At 61.9% G+C, this 16,203-nt stretch carries 13 protein-coding genes; 9 read left to right on the forward strand and 4 right to left on the reverse strand.

Annotated features, from left to right (window positions below; all coding sequences use genetic code 11):
* Positions 1-151 precede the first annotated feature (151 nt).
* Both M0D68_RS33085 and M0D68_RS33090 read right to left on the reverse strand, forming a co-directional pair.
* Positions 152-1,444, reverse strand: coding sequence for an MFS transporter (locus M0D68_RS33085; protein ID WP_266226507.1), 1,293 nt, complete (start codon positions 1,442-1,444; stop codon positions 152-154).
* A gap of 29 nt (positions 1,445-1,473) precedes the next feature.
* Positions 1,474-2,301, reverse strand: coding sequence for an NAD(P)-dependent oxidoreductase (locus tag M0D68_RS33090; RefSeq protein ID WP_266226509.1), 828 nt, complete (start codon positions 2,299-2,301; stop codon positions 1,474-1,476).
* Positions 2,302-2,720: 419 nt separating this feature from the next.
* On the opposite strand from M0D68_RS33090, the gene M0D68_RS33095 reads away from it, so the two are divergent.
* On the forward strand, positions 2,721-3,260 hold the full coding sequence (locus M0D68_RS33095; protein ID WP_266226511.1) for a DUF2867 domain-containing protein: 540 nt from the start codon (positions 2,721-2,723) through the stop codon (positions 3,258-3,260).
* 88 nt (positions 3,261-3,348) lie between these two features.
* On the opposite strand, the gene M0D68_RS33100 is transcribed toward M0D68_RS33095, so the two are convergent.
* Positions 3,349-4,170, reverse strand: coding sequence for an alpha/beta fold hydrolase (locus M0D68_RS33100; RefSeq protein WP_211606998.1), 822 nt, complete (start codon positions 4,168-4,170; stop codon positions 3,349-3,351).
* Between the two features lie 613 nt (positions 4,171-4,783).
* On the opposite strand from M0D68_RS33100, the gene M0D68_RS33105 reads away from it, so the two are divergent.
* From M0D68_RS33105 to M0D68_RS33130, 6 genes are all read left to right on the forward strand, one after another.
* Complete coding sequence (locus M0D68_RS33105) at positions 4,784-5,116, forward strand: type II toxin-antitoxin system RelE/ParE family toxin (protein WP_266226512.1); 333 nt, start codon at positions 4,784-4,786, stop codon at positions 5,114-5,116.
* Positions 5,103-5,390 carry a helix-turn-helix domain-containing protein gene (locus M0D68_RS33110; RefSeq protein ID WP_093646414.1) on the forward strand — a complete coding sequence of 96 codons (288 nt, stop codon included), beginning with the start codon at positions 5,103-5,105 and terminating at the stop codon, positions 5,388-5,390. The genes M0D68_RS33105 and M0D68_RS33110 overlap by 14 nt, the downstream gene beginning before the upstream one ends.
* Positions 5,391-5,776: 386 nt before the next feature.
* Positions 5,777-7,189: a cytochrome ubiquinol oxidase subunit I gene (locus M0D68_RS33115; RefSeq protein WP_200622289.1), complete on the forward strand. Its 1,413-nt coding sequence runs from the start codon at positions 5,777-5,779 to the stop codon at positions 7,187-7,189.
* Between the two features lie 35 nt (positions 7,190-7,224).
* Positions 7,225-8,229: a cytochrome d ubiquinol oxidase subunit II gene (gene cydB, locus M0D68_RS33120; RefSeq protein ID WP_097396922.1), complete on the forward strand. Its 1,005-nt coding sequence runs from the start codon at positions 7,225-7,227 to the stop codon at positions 8,227-8,229.
* Positions 8,204-8,395 (forward strand): hypothetical protein, encoded by a 192-nt coding sequence (locus M0D68_RS33125; protein WP_093646407.1) that lies wholly within the window; start codon positions 8,204-8,206, stop codon positions 8,393-8,395. Before cydB ends, M0D68_RS33125 begins: the two co-directional genes overlap by 26 nt.
* A 340-nt stretch (positions 8,396-8,735) precedes the next feature.
* Positions 8,736-9,494: a response regulator transcription factor gene (locus M0D68_RS33130; RefSeq protein WP_093646405.1), complete on the forward strand. Its 759-nt coding sequence runs from the start codon at positions 8,736-8,738 to the stop codon at positions 9,492-9,494.
* A 48-nt stretch (positions 9,495-9,542) separates the two neighbouring features.
* Here the strand turns inward: M0D68_RS33130 and M0D68_RS33135 are convergent, their stop codons facing one another.
* The gene (locus tag M0D68_RS33135; RefSeq protein WP_266226565.1) at positions 9,543-11,324 is read right to left on the reverse strand and encodes a hybrid sensor histidine kinase/response regulator; all 1,782 of its coding nucleotides are present in this window, start codon (positions 11,322-11,324) and stop codon (positions 9,543-9,545) included.
* 354 nt (positions 11,325-11,678) lie between these two features.
* Here M0D68_RS33135 and M0D68_RS33140 point away from each other — a divergent pair, with 354 nt between their 5' ends.
* Positions 11,679-12,470 carry a hypothetical protein gene (locus M0D68_RS33140; RefSeq protein ID WP_175054841.1) on the forward strand — a complete coding sequence of 264 codons (792 nt, stop codon included), beginning with the start codon at positions 11,679-11,681 and terminating at the stop codon, positions 12,468-12,470.
* 212 nt (positions 12,471-12,682) lie between these two features.
* Positions 12,683-16,093 carry an alpha/beta fold hydrolase gene (locus tag M0D68_RS33145; protein ID WP_266226517.1) on the forward strand — a complete coding sequence of 1,137 codons (3,411 nt, stop codon included), beginning with the start codon at positions 12,683-12,685 and terminating at the stop codon, positions 16,091-16,093.
* The last annotated feature ends 110 nt before the right edge of the window (positions 16,094-16,203 follow it).

Genomic DNA, 16,203 nt, shown 5'->3' on the forward strand with positions numbered 1-16,203 from the left:
GCGGTCTCCGGCATGCGTCATGCTGGAGACCTTACGTCGACCGTCGATCAGCGTTAAGGGTTAAAGCGCGAGGTAAAACAAATGGCGGCGCCCTCGGGCGCCGCCATTTTTCATTACCCGGCGCCATTCGCGGCCCGGGCCCAACCGTGACTCACTTGGCCGCTACAGTCGCTGCCACCCAGCGCGAGTCGATCGTCTTGTCGCCGCTTCTGGCCAGCAGGCACACCACAGCAGCCGCAATGATGTCGAACACAGCCAGCACCACGAACAACGGGCTGTAGCCGATCTGCGTGACCAGCACGCCGAACAGCGCCGTGAACGCCGCCGCGCCCAGGTAACCCGCCATGCCGCCCATGCCTGTGGCAGTGGCAACTTCGTTCTTGCCGAACATGTCGGAGGTAATCGCATACAACGCACCCGACAGCGTTTGGTGAGCAAAGCCGCCAACGCACAGCAGCGCGACGGCCGCATAAGGACTTGCCACCAGCCCGACGCAAGCCGGCCCGATCATGCAGAGCGCGCCAACTACGAACACCATCTTGCGCGACGTGAACAGCGATACCTTCGCGTACTTATGAAACAGCGGGCTGAGGTAACCGCCAAGCACGCAACCGATATCCGCGGCGAGAAAAGGCATCCACGCGTACAGCGCGACTTCCTTCAGGTTCATGTGCCGCTCGGTCATCATGTACAGCGGAATCCACGCGTTGAAGGTCTGCCAGGCCGGCTCGGAAAGAATCCGCGGAATGCCGATTGCCCAGAAGTCGCGGCTGCCGAGCATGGAAGCCCAACTGCGTTTAACCGCGCCGGCGTCGCTGTGCTTTGCCTCCTGCCCGCTGAGGATGTAATCGCGCTCGGTGTCGCTCAACAGCTTCTGTTTCTGCGGATGCTTGTACAGCAGCATCCACAGCGCGCTCCAGACAATCCCCGCCACGCCGACGATCAGGAAAGCCCATTGCCATTGACCGTGCAACAGCGCCCAAACGACCAGCGGCGGCGCAAGCAGTGCGCCTACGGACGAGCCGATATTGAACCAGCCGATCGCAACGGAACGCTCCTTGGCCGGAAACCACTCGCTCGTCGCCTTGACGCCGGCCGGGATGCCCGCCGCTTCGGCGATACCGAGCACGCCACGGAAGAACGCCAGGCTGCGCCAGCCCGTCGACCATGCCGCCGCAGCGCATGCCAGCGACCAGGCCAGCGCGAATGCCGCGAAGCCGATCTTGGTGCCGACGGTGTCGAGCACATAGCCCGCGACCGGCTGCATGAACGCATAGCAAAGTTGCCACGCCACCACGACATGCGAATACTGCGCGGTGGTGATGTTGAGGTCCTTCATCAGCGTCGGCGCTGCCACCGACAACGTATTGCGCGCGAGGTAATTGATGATGAGCCCGGCCGCGACCAGGCTGACCATCCACCAGCGGATGCCCTTGATTTTCATGACTGTGTCTCCTCGTATTCCTTAACCAATCAGGACGGCTGGCCCGTTGTGTCGTTGCCTGCGTTGTCGTCGCGCGAGTAATCGATGCCGACGAAGCTGCCGCCCTGGTAACGCTGACCCAAGGCATCGAGCGGATTCGGCCGTGCCAGGATTTCCTCGGCGTAGGCTTCGGCGTCCTGGGTCGGTTGATAACCGAGGCGCTCGGCGCCGCTGTTGTCCCACCAGCTACGTGTGTTGGCCGACACGCCCCACACGGTGATGAAGCCGATGTCCTCTGCCTCGACACAGCGGTCGAGGAAATGCAGCAGATCGCGATGACCGAACCAGGTGCTCAGGTGTCGCTGCTCGGTGGGCCGCTCGAGGCAACTGCCGATGCGCACGCAAATGCTCTCGATGCCGTGCTTGTCCCAATACATTCTTGCCAGTGCTTCACCCCACACCTTGCTCAGGCCGTAGAAACCGTCCGGACGCAGTGCGCAATCGAGGCTGAGATGCTCGGTGACCGGATACATGCCGATCGCGTGATTCGAGCTGGCAAACACCACCCGCCGAACGCCTTGCCGGCGCGCGCCTTCGTACACCTCGACCAGCGCGCGCAGGTTGTTGTCGATGATTTCAGGCAGCGGACGTTCCACGCTCGTGCCGGCGAAGTGAATCAGCACGTCGACACCCTTCAGCAGGCGATCCACGACGGCGGGGTCGCGCAGGTCGCCGTGCATCACGTCCTCACCTTCCACCAGCGGCACGAGGGGCTTCGAACCCGCCGCCGAACGCAAGGGGATGCCGCGGCCGACCAACGCCGTCCGCACTACCGAGCCGAGCTGGCCGCCGGCTCCACTCAGGGCAATCTTCTTCATAAGGATCCTTTACAGCGCCGCGCGCGATTAGAGCCGGTGAACGGCAAGCAGTCGAGCCGTGGCGGCAATGGGCTGGAACCAGCCCTTAGTTGTACGATAACGTACTATCTTCGATTCCAAGGTGGATTTCAACCAGGCATTTACCCGTACAAATTTGACATGTATGGCGATTTGCCTTTTGCAAACAAACACATACGTCGCCACTAATTTATGTGACGTCGTATAACTTGATGCGCATATTGATGCCTGCCGCATACGTCATCCAGCGCATGCGGCCGGTTGCCGCAATAGACACCGATGCTTGAGCGCGCGCCGTCGAGCACGCGTAGACTTGACGCGCAAGTGCGCGATCGAACTGCGGCACCCCGCGGCGAAATCGCCCTGTCCACCTCGATCTCTTTTCGGCGCAGCACCTTCCTATGCCAGATGCCAACCGTTCCGTGCTTTCCGTTGCCGTGCCGGCCGAATCCGGCGTGGCCCGCATGTACGATGCCCCGGACCTCGCAGACGCGTACGCCGTCCGCTTGCCGGACAACGCAATCGACGACCCGGAATTGCTCGCGCGCTTTATGTTCGCCCATCAGGCGAGATGGATCGCGAAACTGCTGGGGTTGCGTGATGCGTTAGTCGCCCGCCTCGGGCTCAAGACGTCGAAACAGTTGCGCATCGCGAATCCACCCGGCTCAAGGGATCGGGTCGACTTCTTCCGAATCTACGCGCGCAGCGCACGCGAGATCATTCTCGGCGAGAACGACAACCATCTGGACTTCCGGCTTTCGATATTGCAGCAAACGCGCGATACGCACGAGGGCAGCGCGCGCTATCTGATTCTGTCCACGGTCGTGCACTGTCACAACGGGCTTGGGCGTTTTTATATCCTCGCCATCGCTCCGTTCCACCGGTTGGTGGTTCGCTCGACATTGCGCCGAGCGGCGCGCATCGGCTGGCCAACTGCCTGAGCGGCGACCGCCGTACGCGGGTACGGGCGCGGCCAGCACCAGCGCGGAACAATCGCCCCTCGCCAGCCGCACTTGCTACATCAACGCATTACGAGCCGATGAACTCCAGTAGATCGGCATTCACCTTGTCCGCCTCCACCGTGCACATGCCGTGCTGCCCGCCCGGATAGACCTTGAGCGTGGCGTTCTTCACGATCTTCGCAGTCTTGCGGCCTGCAGCATCGATAGGCACGATCTGGTCGTCGTCGCCATGCAGTACCAGAGTCGGCACGTCGATCTTCTTCAGGTCTTCCGTGTAGTCGACTTCGGAGAACTGTTTGATGCAGTCGTACAAGCCCTTGATCGATCCGACCATGCCTTGCGCCCAAAACGAATCGATCACACCTTGCGACACCTTCGCGTTCGGACGGTTGTAACCGTAAAACGGTAGCGCGAGATCCTTGAAAAACTGCGAGCGATCCGCCTCAACACCTTTGCGGATGCCGTCGAACACGCCGATCGGCGTGCCCTCCGGATTGCCCTCAGTCTTCAGCATCAGCGGCGGCACCGCGCCGATCAGCACAGCCTTCGCCACGCGTTTCGTACCGTGACGGCCGATGTAGTGCGCGACCTCCCCGCCGCCGGTCGAATGGCCGACCATGGTGGCGTCCTGCAGATCGAGGTGTTCAATCAGCGCGGCGAGATCGTCGGCATAGGTGTCCATATCGTTGCCGTCCCACGTCTGCGCTGAACGGCCATGGCTGCGCCGGTCGTGCGCGATCACGCGAAAGCCTTTGCCGCCGAGGAACAGCATCTGCGCGTCCCATGCATCTGCGGATAACGGCCAGCCGTGCGAGAAGACAACCGGGCGCCCTTTGCCCCAATCCTTGTAGAAAATTTCCGTACCGTCTTTCGTGGTGATCGTGCTCATCTGTCGACTCCTTTTGGATGAAGTCTGCCGTCACCGGCAGGTGGATGAAGCGTGACGCTCAAACCGGTCGGGCAGCACACGCCGTGCCGCCCAATGAAAACCGTTAACAGCGAATGCAGGACGAACTCGGCGCGCGTGAGTGGAGCATGCGAGGGAAACGACCAGTCGATGCACGATGAGACGCTTGCTCAAGCATGACACGGTCTGCAACGCATTTTGATGACGGGCGCACGAAGAACCAGTCGGTTCACGTGGTGTTCGAAATGACTATCAGGAATGAAACAGGATGGCGATGCAGCGCGCATCCATTTCAGGTATGCGATGACGCCGAAGGAACCGCCGGTTAGCTGCTTGCATGTTAGAAGCAAACTAGCCTGTTGGCTAGCTAACCGGCTAATAGAAAGTCGGCGCGAACGGCGTTATTGTCGGATGGTGACGAATGGCCCTGGTTGCGCCAACGCCGTTGTAACCGCTCATCGCGGTCCTGCTTTCGCCCTCTTCCTGTCGTTCGATTTCCTGCCAGGCAATGCGCCCAGTTTTTGCTGACTGACAGCAACAAACTGCGAGGTGGCTTGCTTGCGCGTTAATAACATATTTGTTATCATTGAATCCAATGACATTTACGATCGACTTCTACAACGAAAAGGTCAAAGTGAACGTTGCTTCCCTGCCGAAAACGCTGCTTGCACGCTTCATCGCGTTGGCCGATCGCATGGAGGAATACGGACCGAATCTCGGCGAGCCGCACACCGCATCAATGGGTGGTGGCTTGTTCGAAATGCGCCTCAAAGGCGCGGAAGGCATCGCCAGAGTGTTCTACTGCTCGATCGTGGAACGGAAAATCGTCATGCTTCACAGCTTCGTGAAGAAGTCGCAACAAACGCCGCGCAACGAACTGGACGTCGCGCGCAAAAGACTGCTGGAGATCAGAAATGGCAACCTATAAGGCAATGCGCGAGCAGGCGCTCGCCGATCCCGAAGTACGCGCCGAATACGAGCGGCTGAACCGCGAAGAATTCGCGCTGCTCGACCAGATGCTCGCCGCGCGCCGCGAAGCCGGCCTGACGCAAGCGCAAGTCGCCGAGCGCATGGGCACGAAAGCGCCGGCCATCACCCGGCTGGAACGCGCGCTTGCGTCGGGGCAGCATTCGCCTTCTGTCGATACGCTGCGCAGATACGCGGCCGCGTGTGGCAAGCAGCTGTTTATCTCGATCGCCTAGGCTTCGCCGCGCGCTGTTGAGCGCCCGCGCCGCCTGGTGCGGCGATCTCTTGCTGACTGACATGTCTGGAATGCGGCATCCGCAGCGCAGGACTTAACCACAAAGACGCCAGAGCCACGTTGTTGCAGCGCGGTCTATTGCCGCAGTTCCGCGCAGACCCCGAGAGACGCACGCAAGGACGTACTCAGGAAAACTTGATACCTATCAAGGCTTTGCCGTCTCAAAAACGAAAATACGTGCAAAACAACGTGGTTTTTTGACGCACGTCGCATTGCAGCAAAAATTTTCCTCATCCCCTACTCTTGCGCCATCTGCCCAGCGCAGTGCGCACCGACAACGGTCGACGCGCGTAGTCCGCCCTCCCGGGCGTCACGACCTTCACGCTCATGAACTCCGCAATCTCGGCCTTCGATCTCGCCCGCATTCAGTTTGCGTTCACTGTTTCGTTTCACATTGTTTTTCCGGCGCTCAGCATCGGCCTCGCCAGTTTTATCGCTGTCCTCGAATGGCGCTGGCTGAAAACCGGCAAGGCGTACTACAAAGATCTTTGCCTGTTCTGGTCGAAGATCTTCGCAGTCGCCTTTGGGATGGGCGTCGTGTCCGGCGTCGTGATGAGCTATCAGTTCGGCACCAATTGGTCTGGCTTCTCCAGTTTCGCGGGGCCCATCACCGGACCTCTTCTGATGTACGAGGTCATGACCGCGTTCTTCCTCGAAGCGGGCTTCCTCGGCATCATGTTGTTCGGCTGGCAGCGCGTGAGTCCGCGCGCCCACTTCGGCGCCACGCTGATGGTGGCGATCGGCACGCTGATCTCAACCTTCTGGATCCTCGCGTCCAATAGCTGGATGCAAACGCCGCAAGGCTTTGAAGTCGTCGACGGCCACGTCGTGCCGCTCGACTGGTTCAAGATCATTTTCAATCCGTCGTTCCCGTACCGGCTTGCGCATATGGCGCTCGCGGCATTCATTGTCGCGGGGCTGGTGGTGTCGGCGGTGGGCGCATGGCATCTGCTGCGCGGCCGGCGCGATCCTGCCGTCAAGAAGATGTTTTCGATGGCGCTCTGGCTGCTCCTGATCCTCACGCCGATCCAGGCATTCGTCGGCGATCAGCATGGTTTGAACACGCGCAAATATCAGCCGGCCAAGATCGCCGCGATCGAAGGTCTGTGGGAAACCGAGAAAGGCGGCACCGCGCTGAATCTCTTCGGCATTCCTGATATGCAGGCGGAGACCACGCGTTATGCCGTATCGATTCCGCACCTTGGCAGTTTGATCCTCACGCATAGCTGGGATGGCGAAATTCGCGGCCTGAAGGAATTCCCGCCGCAAGACCGACCGAACTCGACGGTGGTGTTCTGGAGCTTCCGCATCATGGCCGGGCTCGGCGTGCTGATGATCCTGATGTCGCTGGCCGCATGGGTGCTGCGCCGCCGCGAACGCCTGTTCGAAGCGAAGTGGTTCCAGCGCGTCGCCGTGGCCATGGGCCCGACCGGCTTCATCACGTTGCTGGCGGGTTGGGTCACCACTGAAGCAGGCCGTCAGCCGTGGGTGGTGTACGGCGTGATGCGCACTTCGCAGGCCGTATCGCCGCTCACCACGCAGCAGGTCGGCATCTCCCTGATGGCCTTCGTGGTCGTCTACTTCCTCGTGTTCGGCACCGGCATCTACTACATGCTCAAGCTGATGCGCGCGGGTCCGGCATTGCCGGGACAGACGCCGCACGGCGTGCCTGAGCACGTGCCGAATCAGACCGCGCGCCGCCCGCTGTCCGCCGCCGATCACATGATCGACGCCGCCTAACCTCACTGCTTCACTTCCTGCTTGCGAGAAAGAAAATGGACGTAACCGTAGCGTGGGCCGCGATCATTGCGCTGGGCCTATTCATGTACGTGGTGCTGGACGGCTTCGATCTGGGCATCGGCATCGTCTTCCCGTTCTTCCCCGATGAGAAAGAACGCGACCTGATGATGAACACCGTCGCGCCCGTGTGGGACGGCAACGAAACCTGGCTGGTACTCGGCGGCGCCGCGCTGTTCGCGGTGTTTCCGGTGGTCTACTCGACCGTGCTGTCTGCACTGTATCTGCCGCTGATCTTCATGCTCGTCTGCCTGATTTTCCGCGGCGTGTCGTTCGAGATTCGCGCCAAGGCCAAGCGCACGAAACATCTGTGGGATCTGGCGTTCATCGGTGGCTCGGCGGGCGCGACGTTCTTTCAGGGCATCGTGCTGGGCGCGTTCCTGCAAGGCATTCCGGTGATCGACGGCGGCTATGCGGGCGATGCCTTCGGCTGGCTCACGCCGTTCAGTCTGCTGACGGGTCTCGGTCTGGTGATCACCTACGCGCTGCTCGGCTGCTGCTGGTTGGTCGCGAAAACCGAAGGCGATCTGCAACGCCGGCTGCATCGCGTGGTGTGGCCGCTAACGCTCGTGCTGCTCGGCTTCATCGCGATGGTCAGCCTCTGGACGCCGCTGCAAGATCCGAATATCGCGCAACGCTGGTTTCACGACAACCTGTTCTACCGTCTGCTGCCTGTGCCGTTCCTCGTGGCGATCTGCGCCTTCTTCATGCACCGTGCGGTGCGTGCGCGGCATCACAACACGCCGTTCGTGCTGGCGCTTCTGCTGGTGCTGCTCGGTTATGCCGGGCTGCTGGTAAGCCTGTGGCCTTATGCGATTCCGTCGAGCATGACGCTCTGGGAAGCCGCTGCGCCGCGCTCGAGCCAGATGTTCACGCTAGTCGGCGCAGCAGTAATTCTACCGGTCATCATCGCTTATACGACGATGGGTTATTGGGTATTTCGTGGCAAGGTGCGTCATGGCGACCAACATCACTATCACTAAGAACACGGGCGACAGCGCCGCCCGTGGCGCGTCTCAAACGCCGGGGCGCCGGCTGCCGGGCTGGCTGTGGTTCGTCGCGCTATGGTGCTTAGGCGTTGCCTCAGCGATGTCGCTCGGCTTCGCGTTCAAGCTTCTGATGAATGCGACGTTATTTGCAATCAAGTGAATCATGCACTTGCCTAATTTCATCTGGCGCGCATAACCTGCGGATTCCCGCGTGGACGGCTTCAAAAATTGCGCCGTGCGGCTCGTCTTCGTAACAAGCCGGAACCTATGCGCGGGAGACCTACCTTACACATAATGCTGGTGCATCGAACCAGCCGGCGATTACATAAATAGATGTTCATTCGTGCGGCAAACCGCAAGGCGCGCCGCACCACCGATCGGCATATGATCGCGGGGTAGCCGGCAATGACGCGAATCGAGAATAGAAGTAAAACGGGAAGTAGAGCCAGAAGCACGACCGTGGCAGTCCACAACGCGCAGTCCCGACTCGCGGAGACATCATGAAGTTTCTTGTGGCCGACGACCATGAACTGATCCGGCAAGGCGTCAAAGGACTATTGCGCGGGCTCGATCCCGACGCGCAATTCGACGAAGCCGATAGCTGGGAATCCCTCGCCGCCGCCGCGCGGCCCGACGCCGACCACGACCTCGCCATCGTCGACCTGCATATGCCAGGTATGACCGGCGCGTCGTCGCTCGAAGTGCTGTTGAAGGCGAATCCGGCGTTGCCGGTCGTCGTGCTCTCCGCCGAAGAGTCGCCCGACGAGATGCGCGCGGTGCTGGCCGCCGGCGCGCTCGGCTTCGTGCCCAAGCGGCAACCCGCCAGCGTCATGCTCAAGGCGATCGAGTTGGTGTTGTCGGGCGGGGCCTATGTGCCGATGGAGGCACTCAGCCTGCTGGGCTCGCGCGAGACGCAAGCCGCACCCGTGCGCGCCGAAGCGCCCGCCGAGCTTGCCGCCCATGACGCCGGGCACGCCCCGACTCAGGGCGGTACCGCACTCACGGAACCGATCACGCAAATCTCGGCGCTGCAGCCGCATCAGCAACATCTGCTGGAGAACCTGTCGCCGCGACAGCAGGACATCATGCGGCTGGTGCATCGCGGCTGGACCAACAAGATGATCGCGCGTGAATTGGGCGTCGCGGAAGGGACGGTAAAGGTGCATCTGTCCGTGATCTTCCGGGCGCTCGGCGTACACAACCGGTCCACGGCGATCGCCGTGATCAACGGCTGGCTCGAGGCCGGGAAAACCCTGTAATAACAGATCGACGGGCGGCGCTTATGCCGCCGCCCTTCATGTCACCCTTCACGCCGCCCGCCCTTTATCCAGTTCCGCCTGCTGCCACAGCATTTCCAGAGTGCGCCGCAACCGCGCCGGCGTGACCGGTTTGTGCAGCACCGGAATACCCTGCAGGGCCAGCGCCGCCAGTTCGGCCGAGGCCATATCGCCCGTGATCAGCAAAGTCACCACACCGTCGTGACCCGCGCGCCCGAGCATATTGCGCACGGCCGAGAGCGCTTGCGCGCCGGTTCGGTGATTAGCCAGCTGGTAGTCGCACAACACGGCATCCGGTACGAAACCGTCTTCCAGCGCGACGAGCGCGTCGACCTCGTCGCGTGCGCCGCGCACGATGCAACCCCAGCGTCCCAGCAGACTGGTGAGGCCTTCGAGAATCGACGGTTCGTCGTCGATGCACAGCACGCGCCGCCCCTGCGCCGACGGCCCACCCGCCACCGCCTCGTTCAGGCTCGCGACAATGCCGCCAGCGTCGCCCGCCTGCACCGGAAAGCGGAAAACCGAGCCACGGCCCGGCGCCGAGCGCAGTTGCAACTCGCCACCGAGCATTTCGACGAGGCGCTTCACCGTCGGCAAGCCCAGACCGTGCCCTTGACGGGCGTCGCGCTGCGGATTGGCAACCTGGTAAAACTCTTCGAAGATGCGCTCGTGTTCCTCGGCCGGAATGCCGATGCCGGAATCGCGCACCTCGATATAGCCGCCCGAATGACGCCCTGCTCGACGATAGCCGACCCAGATCGCGCCTTCCTCGGTGTAGCGCACTGCGTTCGAGAGCAAGTTGCTCAGCACACGTTCGAGCAGCACCGGATCGTCATGCAGGACCACCGAAGACGGCGCGATCCGCAGCGCCAGCCCCTTGGCCGCCGCCTGCGGACGGTACTGGCTGCCGACCCGCTCGAACAGTTCCGACAGCCGGAAGTGCAAGCGGATCACCTGGGTCACGCCGCTTTCGAGCCGGGCGAGATCGAGCACCTGGTTGAACAGCTGATTCAACGCCTCGACGTTGTAAACGATGTGCTGAGCCGTCCTGGCATGCTGCACGAGCGTCGCCGCCGAGTCGTTGAGCGAAGCCGCCAGCAAGCCGATCGCATGCAGCGGCTGGCGCAAATCGTGGCTCGCGGCTGCAAAAAATCGCGTTTTGGCAAGACTGGCCTCTTCGGCGACACGCTTTTGCGCCGCCAGCGACTCCGCCAGATACTGCTGATCGACGCGCGCCTGCACGACCTGCTGGAACAGCTTGCGATAACTCACCGCATAGACGTTGATCGCGCAGAAGAAGAACGCGAGGACGATGGCGAGAATGGTGCGATCGAATGTATGCGTGCCGAAATGCAGCACGATCGCCGGAAACAGCAGAAACGGAATCGCGGTCGAAAAGTTCAGCAGATCGAAGCCGTTCGACATGAACACGCCGGCCGCCAGCGTGACGATCATCACTGTGTGCAGCAGCGGCAAATCGGCTTGAGGACTCTGGAACGCGAACCACACCGCAAGCCCCGGCGCGCTGTACAGCAGCACGCCGCGCAGCGCATGCAGGTTGATCCAGCCGCGTGGCGTCGCGAGATGCGGGTAGCGGCGATTGCAGATCCACAGCGCCAGGCCACCGCAATTGGCGGCCGCATAAAACCCGAAACACGCGATGAACAGCGGCGGCGACGGCACGTGCGGCCAGTAGATCGCCACCAGCACCGCAATCGAGAACCAGTGCGAAAAGAAGGCGATGGGATCTTGCGCGTACAGCACGCGCACAAGGTCTTCGTCGATTGCACGCTGGATTGGATCAGCCCGCATCATGCGGTCTCCTTTGTCGACCGGATTCGATGGCGTAGGACGCAAGCTCAGCGACGCAGGCACGGCGGGCCTGACGTGCTGCGCGGGAGTTGCTGCATCAGGTGTTGCGGTGCTCCATCGCGCGCTGCAGCCTTTTGGTGCAGCGCACGGTCATCAGACGGCGAACAGGCAGACGCGCGGATGGTTTACCCGGCAGTTTACCCATCAGCTACCACTTAATCCATATAGGCGAAGCGCCCGCCGGAAACCATACTGGCTTCACATTCCAGCGCGGCTCAAAAGTTCCAACACCCCTTTCATTGCCTGCAGTCGAGGCTCCCCGCGCTCATTGCCTAACCCTTTATGGAGGTTTTCATGGGCGCAGTTCCGAGCCACGCGTTCGTCCGCAATCTCGACGATGCGATCCTGCCCGACCTGTGGCGTCGGCGTACCCAGTTGTCCGCCGACGAGATGGTGTCGATGGTCGATCTGGTCAAGCGGGCGCTACGCACCTATCACCCGCTTGAACTGCAGGCGCTCGGTGAAGACAAGGAAGAACTGGTCGCGCAGTTCATCTACGCGAAAGTTCTGCGCCTCGCGCCCGGCCACACGGAAACGAATGCCTGCGCCGACAGCGCACCGTCCAACGGCTACGCACTGTGCGCGTATTTTCGCCGTTACCTGATCGACTGTCTGCGCAGCGCCGGCCATCAACGCAACGTGTCGATGGAAAACGAAGGCATGGCGCAGGAAATCGATCTGCACGCGCAAGCGCTGGAAGACCCGGTCGAAAGCGTGTTGCTGCAATACGGCCTCGACGAACAACGCGTGCGGCTCGCGGCCCGGACTTTTATCGACAGCCTCGACGAGCCGGAGCGCATCGTGCTGGCCGGCAGCCTTGGCTGGTGCTCGGAAGGAAAAGGCGGCCTCTCGGCAGTCGCTGCTCAGCATCGTGTCCCCTCGTATCACTATCGCGCCGTCAAACTTGGCGTCACCATGAAAAAGACGGCCGGGGCCGACGAATTTTCCAATACGAAGATCGGCCGCTGGCTGATCGACGTGCTCGGCATCGAGATCGATCTCGACAACCGCGCGGCGATTCTGATCGCCTTGAACCTGCTCGCCGCCGAATCGAGCGACAGCGAAATGAATGAAGTAGCCGCCTAAAAGCGCATTGACAGACCGGCGTCGGCCGACGGCGGCTTTTTCCCCTCCCCGGAAATCGGGCACGCCCCACGCAAGTGTCGCGCGCCACGTACGATGCGCCTTTTTTTGTCATCGCGCACCGCCTACGATAAAAAAGCCGCAGCCGCACGCCGTCTTCCTTCCGAAGTCCGGGTTCCCCTACCCGGCATCCCCTTCCTGACGAGGTGGTCTGAATGAACCGCTTATCAAGCGCCCTGACAGCAATGCAGTCGCATTACGACGTGGTGGTGGTGGGATCGGGATATGGCGGTGCGATTGCCGCGAGCCGCATGGCGCGTGCCGGCAAAAACGTGTGCGTGCTGGAACGCGGGCGCGAATTTATGGCCGGCGACTATCCACGCACGCCGATCGAAGGCGCCGCCGAGGTGCAATACAACACCGCCCTCGCGCAAATTGGCTCACCGCTCGCGCTGCTCGAAGTGCACGTGAATGAAGACGTGAATGCGGTGGTGGGCTGCGGACTGGGCGGCACCTCGCTGATCAACGCGAATGTTGCGCTCGAAGCCGAACCGCGCTTATGGGACGACGACCGCTGGCCCGCTGCGCTCCGCGCCGACAAGGCGGGACGCGACAAGGGCTACGAACTGGCTCGCGCCATGCTGCAGCCGTCGGCGGTGTCCGGCGATTTTTTGCAGTTGCCGAAACTGCTGGCGCTGAAAAAATCCGCGCAGGCGCTCGGCATGGAAGATCGCTTTTATCCGCCGCCGGTCACCGTCACTTTCGAGGACCGCATCAACGCTGCGGGCGTCGAGCAGAAGGCCTGTGTCGGATGCGGCGATTGCAACTCGGGTTGCAACTACGACGCGAAAAATTCGACGCACATGAACTACCTGCCCGATGCGGTCGCACACGGCGCCCATATTTTCACGGGCGCCGCAGTGCATTCGGTGTTGCGCGACGCCGCCACGCAAAAGTGGATCGTGCGCTTTCAGGAAGTGAAGCTGGGCCGCGAGAGTTATGACGCACCCGATCTGTTCGTGAGCGCCGATGTCGTCATCATGTCGGCCGGCACGATCGGTTCGACCGCCCTGCTGCTGCGCTCGCGCAAGGAGGGCTTGAGCGTGTCGGACATGCTCGGCCAGCACCTCACCGGCAACGGCGACGTGCTCGCCTTCGCGTACAACACCGAGGAGGTGATCAACGGCGTCGGCTGGGGCGCCCACAAGAAGGGCGACATCCCACCGGTCGGGCCGACGATTACCGGCATCATCGACCACCGCGACACCGCTAACGTGACTGACGGCTTCGTCATCGAAGAAGGCTCGCTCGCCGGGCCGGTCGGCGCCGCGCTGGTCGCCCTGCTCGGCGGCGCCGCGCCGTTCGAAGGCGTCGACATTCCCGCGCCGCGCGCCGACGACGAACCGTTCGGCTACGACGCGCGCGTGATCGAGAGCTTCCTGCGCGGCCCCTATCACGGCGCGCTCAATCACACGCAAACCTACCTGGTGATGGCGCATGACGACGAAAGCGGCCAGATCAGCGTGAACGACAAAGGCAGGGCGCGCATCGCCTGGCCGAACGCCGGCAAGCAGCCGATCTTCCAGACCGTCGAAGAAACGCTCGAGAAAGCGCAGGTGCCGCTCGGCGGCAAATACATGCGCAACCCGATTTCGACCAGATTGCTCGGCAACCAGATTGTCACCGTGCATCCGCTCGGCGGCTGCGGGATGGGCGAGGACGCGGCGCGTGGCGTCGTCGATCATCAGGGGCGAGTCTTTAGCGGCACGAGCGGAAATGCGGTGCACGAAGGGCTATACGTGATGGACGGCGCGGTCATGCCGATGTCGCTCGGCGTCAATCCGCTGCTGACGATTTCCGCGCTGGCGGAACGCAATTGCGCGCTGCTCGCCAACGCGCGCGGCTGGAACATCGATTACGAGGCCAAGGGCACGGCCGCTACGCCCACGCCCCAGAAGATCGGCCTGCGTTTCACCGAAACGATGATCGGTACGTATACGCCGGCCGTGGCGGGCGAAGCCGCCACCAGTCCGATTCAATTCACGCTGACGGTGGAATCGGACGATCTGGCCGATATGCTGAGCAATCCGCAACATCTGGCCCACACTACGGGCACGCTGACCTGCCCCGCGCTCTCGGCACAACCGATGACGATCACGGACGGCACCTTCAATCTGTTCGTGGTCAACGAATCGGATGTGGACGAGCGCAACATGAATTACCGCATGACGCTCAACTCCACGGATGGCAAGAAGTACTACCTGACGGGACAGAAAATCATCACGCGTACGTCGCCGATCAACCTATGGGAGCAGACCAACACGCTCTACGCCGAACTCCGCGACTCGGCGCAAGCGGATGCGCCAGCGATCGGCAAGGCAACGCTGATCATTACGCCCGAGAATTTCCTCAAGCAGCAACGCACGCTCGAGGTCACCAACACCCCTGACCTGACATCGCGCCTTGAATGGACGCTGAAGTTCGGCAAGTTTTTTGCCGGCGTGCTGTTCACCGAACACGGCGGCGTGGCCGCGCCCTTGCAGTTTTACGATCCGAAGGCCGAGCCGCGCCTCAAGCGAGCACTGCGCGCGCCCGCGCCGCAAGTCGTCTTCTTCGACACAGCCGACGGGACCAGGCTTCGACTCACGCGCTACGCCGGGCCGTCCGACAAACCGCTGCGCCCCGTGCTGCTGATCCACGGCTCGGGTGTGTCGAGCCGGATCTACTCCACCGATCTGATCGGCACCAACCTGGTAGAGTATCTCTGTGCGGCCGGCTACGACGTGTGGCTCGTCGATCTGCGCGTCAGCATCGAAATGCCGAGCGTGATGGTGCCGACCAATGTCGACAAAGTCGCTCGTGAGGACATTCCGGCGGCGGTCGCCAAAGTGCGGGAGTTGACCAAGGTGCCGGACATTCAGGTACTGGGCCACTGCATGGGTGGGTTGGCCTTGACCATGTCGCTGCTGCACGGCCTCAAGGGCGTGCGCTCGGCGGTCATCTCACAGGTCTCCGCGCATCCGGTGCCCGGCACGCTGGAAAAGATCAAGTGCGGGTTGCACGTCCCTGACATCATGCAGCATCTCGGCGTGCTCGATCTGACCGCTTTTACGGAGCACAGGTCGTGGCCCCAGAACCTGCTCGACGAAGCGTTGCGGCTCTACCCGCTCAGTCATAAACAGGGCTGCGGCAGCCCAATCTGCCACCGGGCAACCTTCCTTTACGGCCTGCTCTACGAACACGAGCAGCTGAATGAGACGCTTCATGCGAATCTGCAGGAACTGCTCGGCGTGCACGACATCGCCGTCTTCAAGCATCTCGCTGCGATGGTGCGGGCGGGCAAGGTCGTCGATGCCGACGGCAAAGACGTCTACCTGAGCGGCGCGGACGGCATGAAGGGCCTGGACGGCTTGCGCCTGCCGATCGGCTTCATTCACGGCGAGAAAAACGAAACCTATCTGCCGAAGAGCACCTTGCTGACCTATGACATGCTGGTCCAACAATGGCCCGAGCAGCCGTACGAGCGGCATCTGATTCCCAACTATGGGCACATCGACTGCATCCTCGGCAAGAATGCGGCGGTGGATGTCTATCCGGTGATTGCGCGGTATCTGAATGCGCATTGACGGAGGTTGCGCGCAGCGTTGCGATTGGGTCGAACCAGCGTATCCCGTAAGCGCGTGCAAGTGTTGCGCGCCGCTCGCTGTGCTGGCGCTGGTTCAGGTGTGGTATGTAT

The organism is Paraburkholderia sp. SEWSISQ10-3 4 (genome assembly GCF_030464785.1).
Lineage (GTDB): Bacteria > Pseudomonadota > Gammaproteobacteria > Burkholderiales > Burkholderiaceae > Paraburkholderia > Paraburkholderia aspalathi.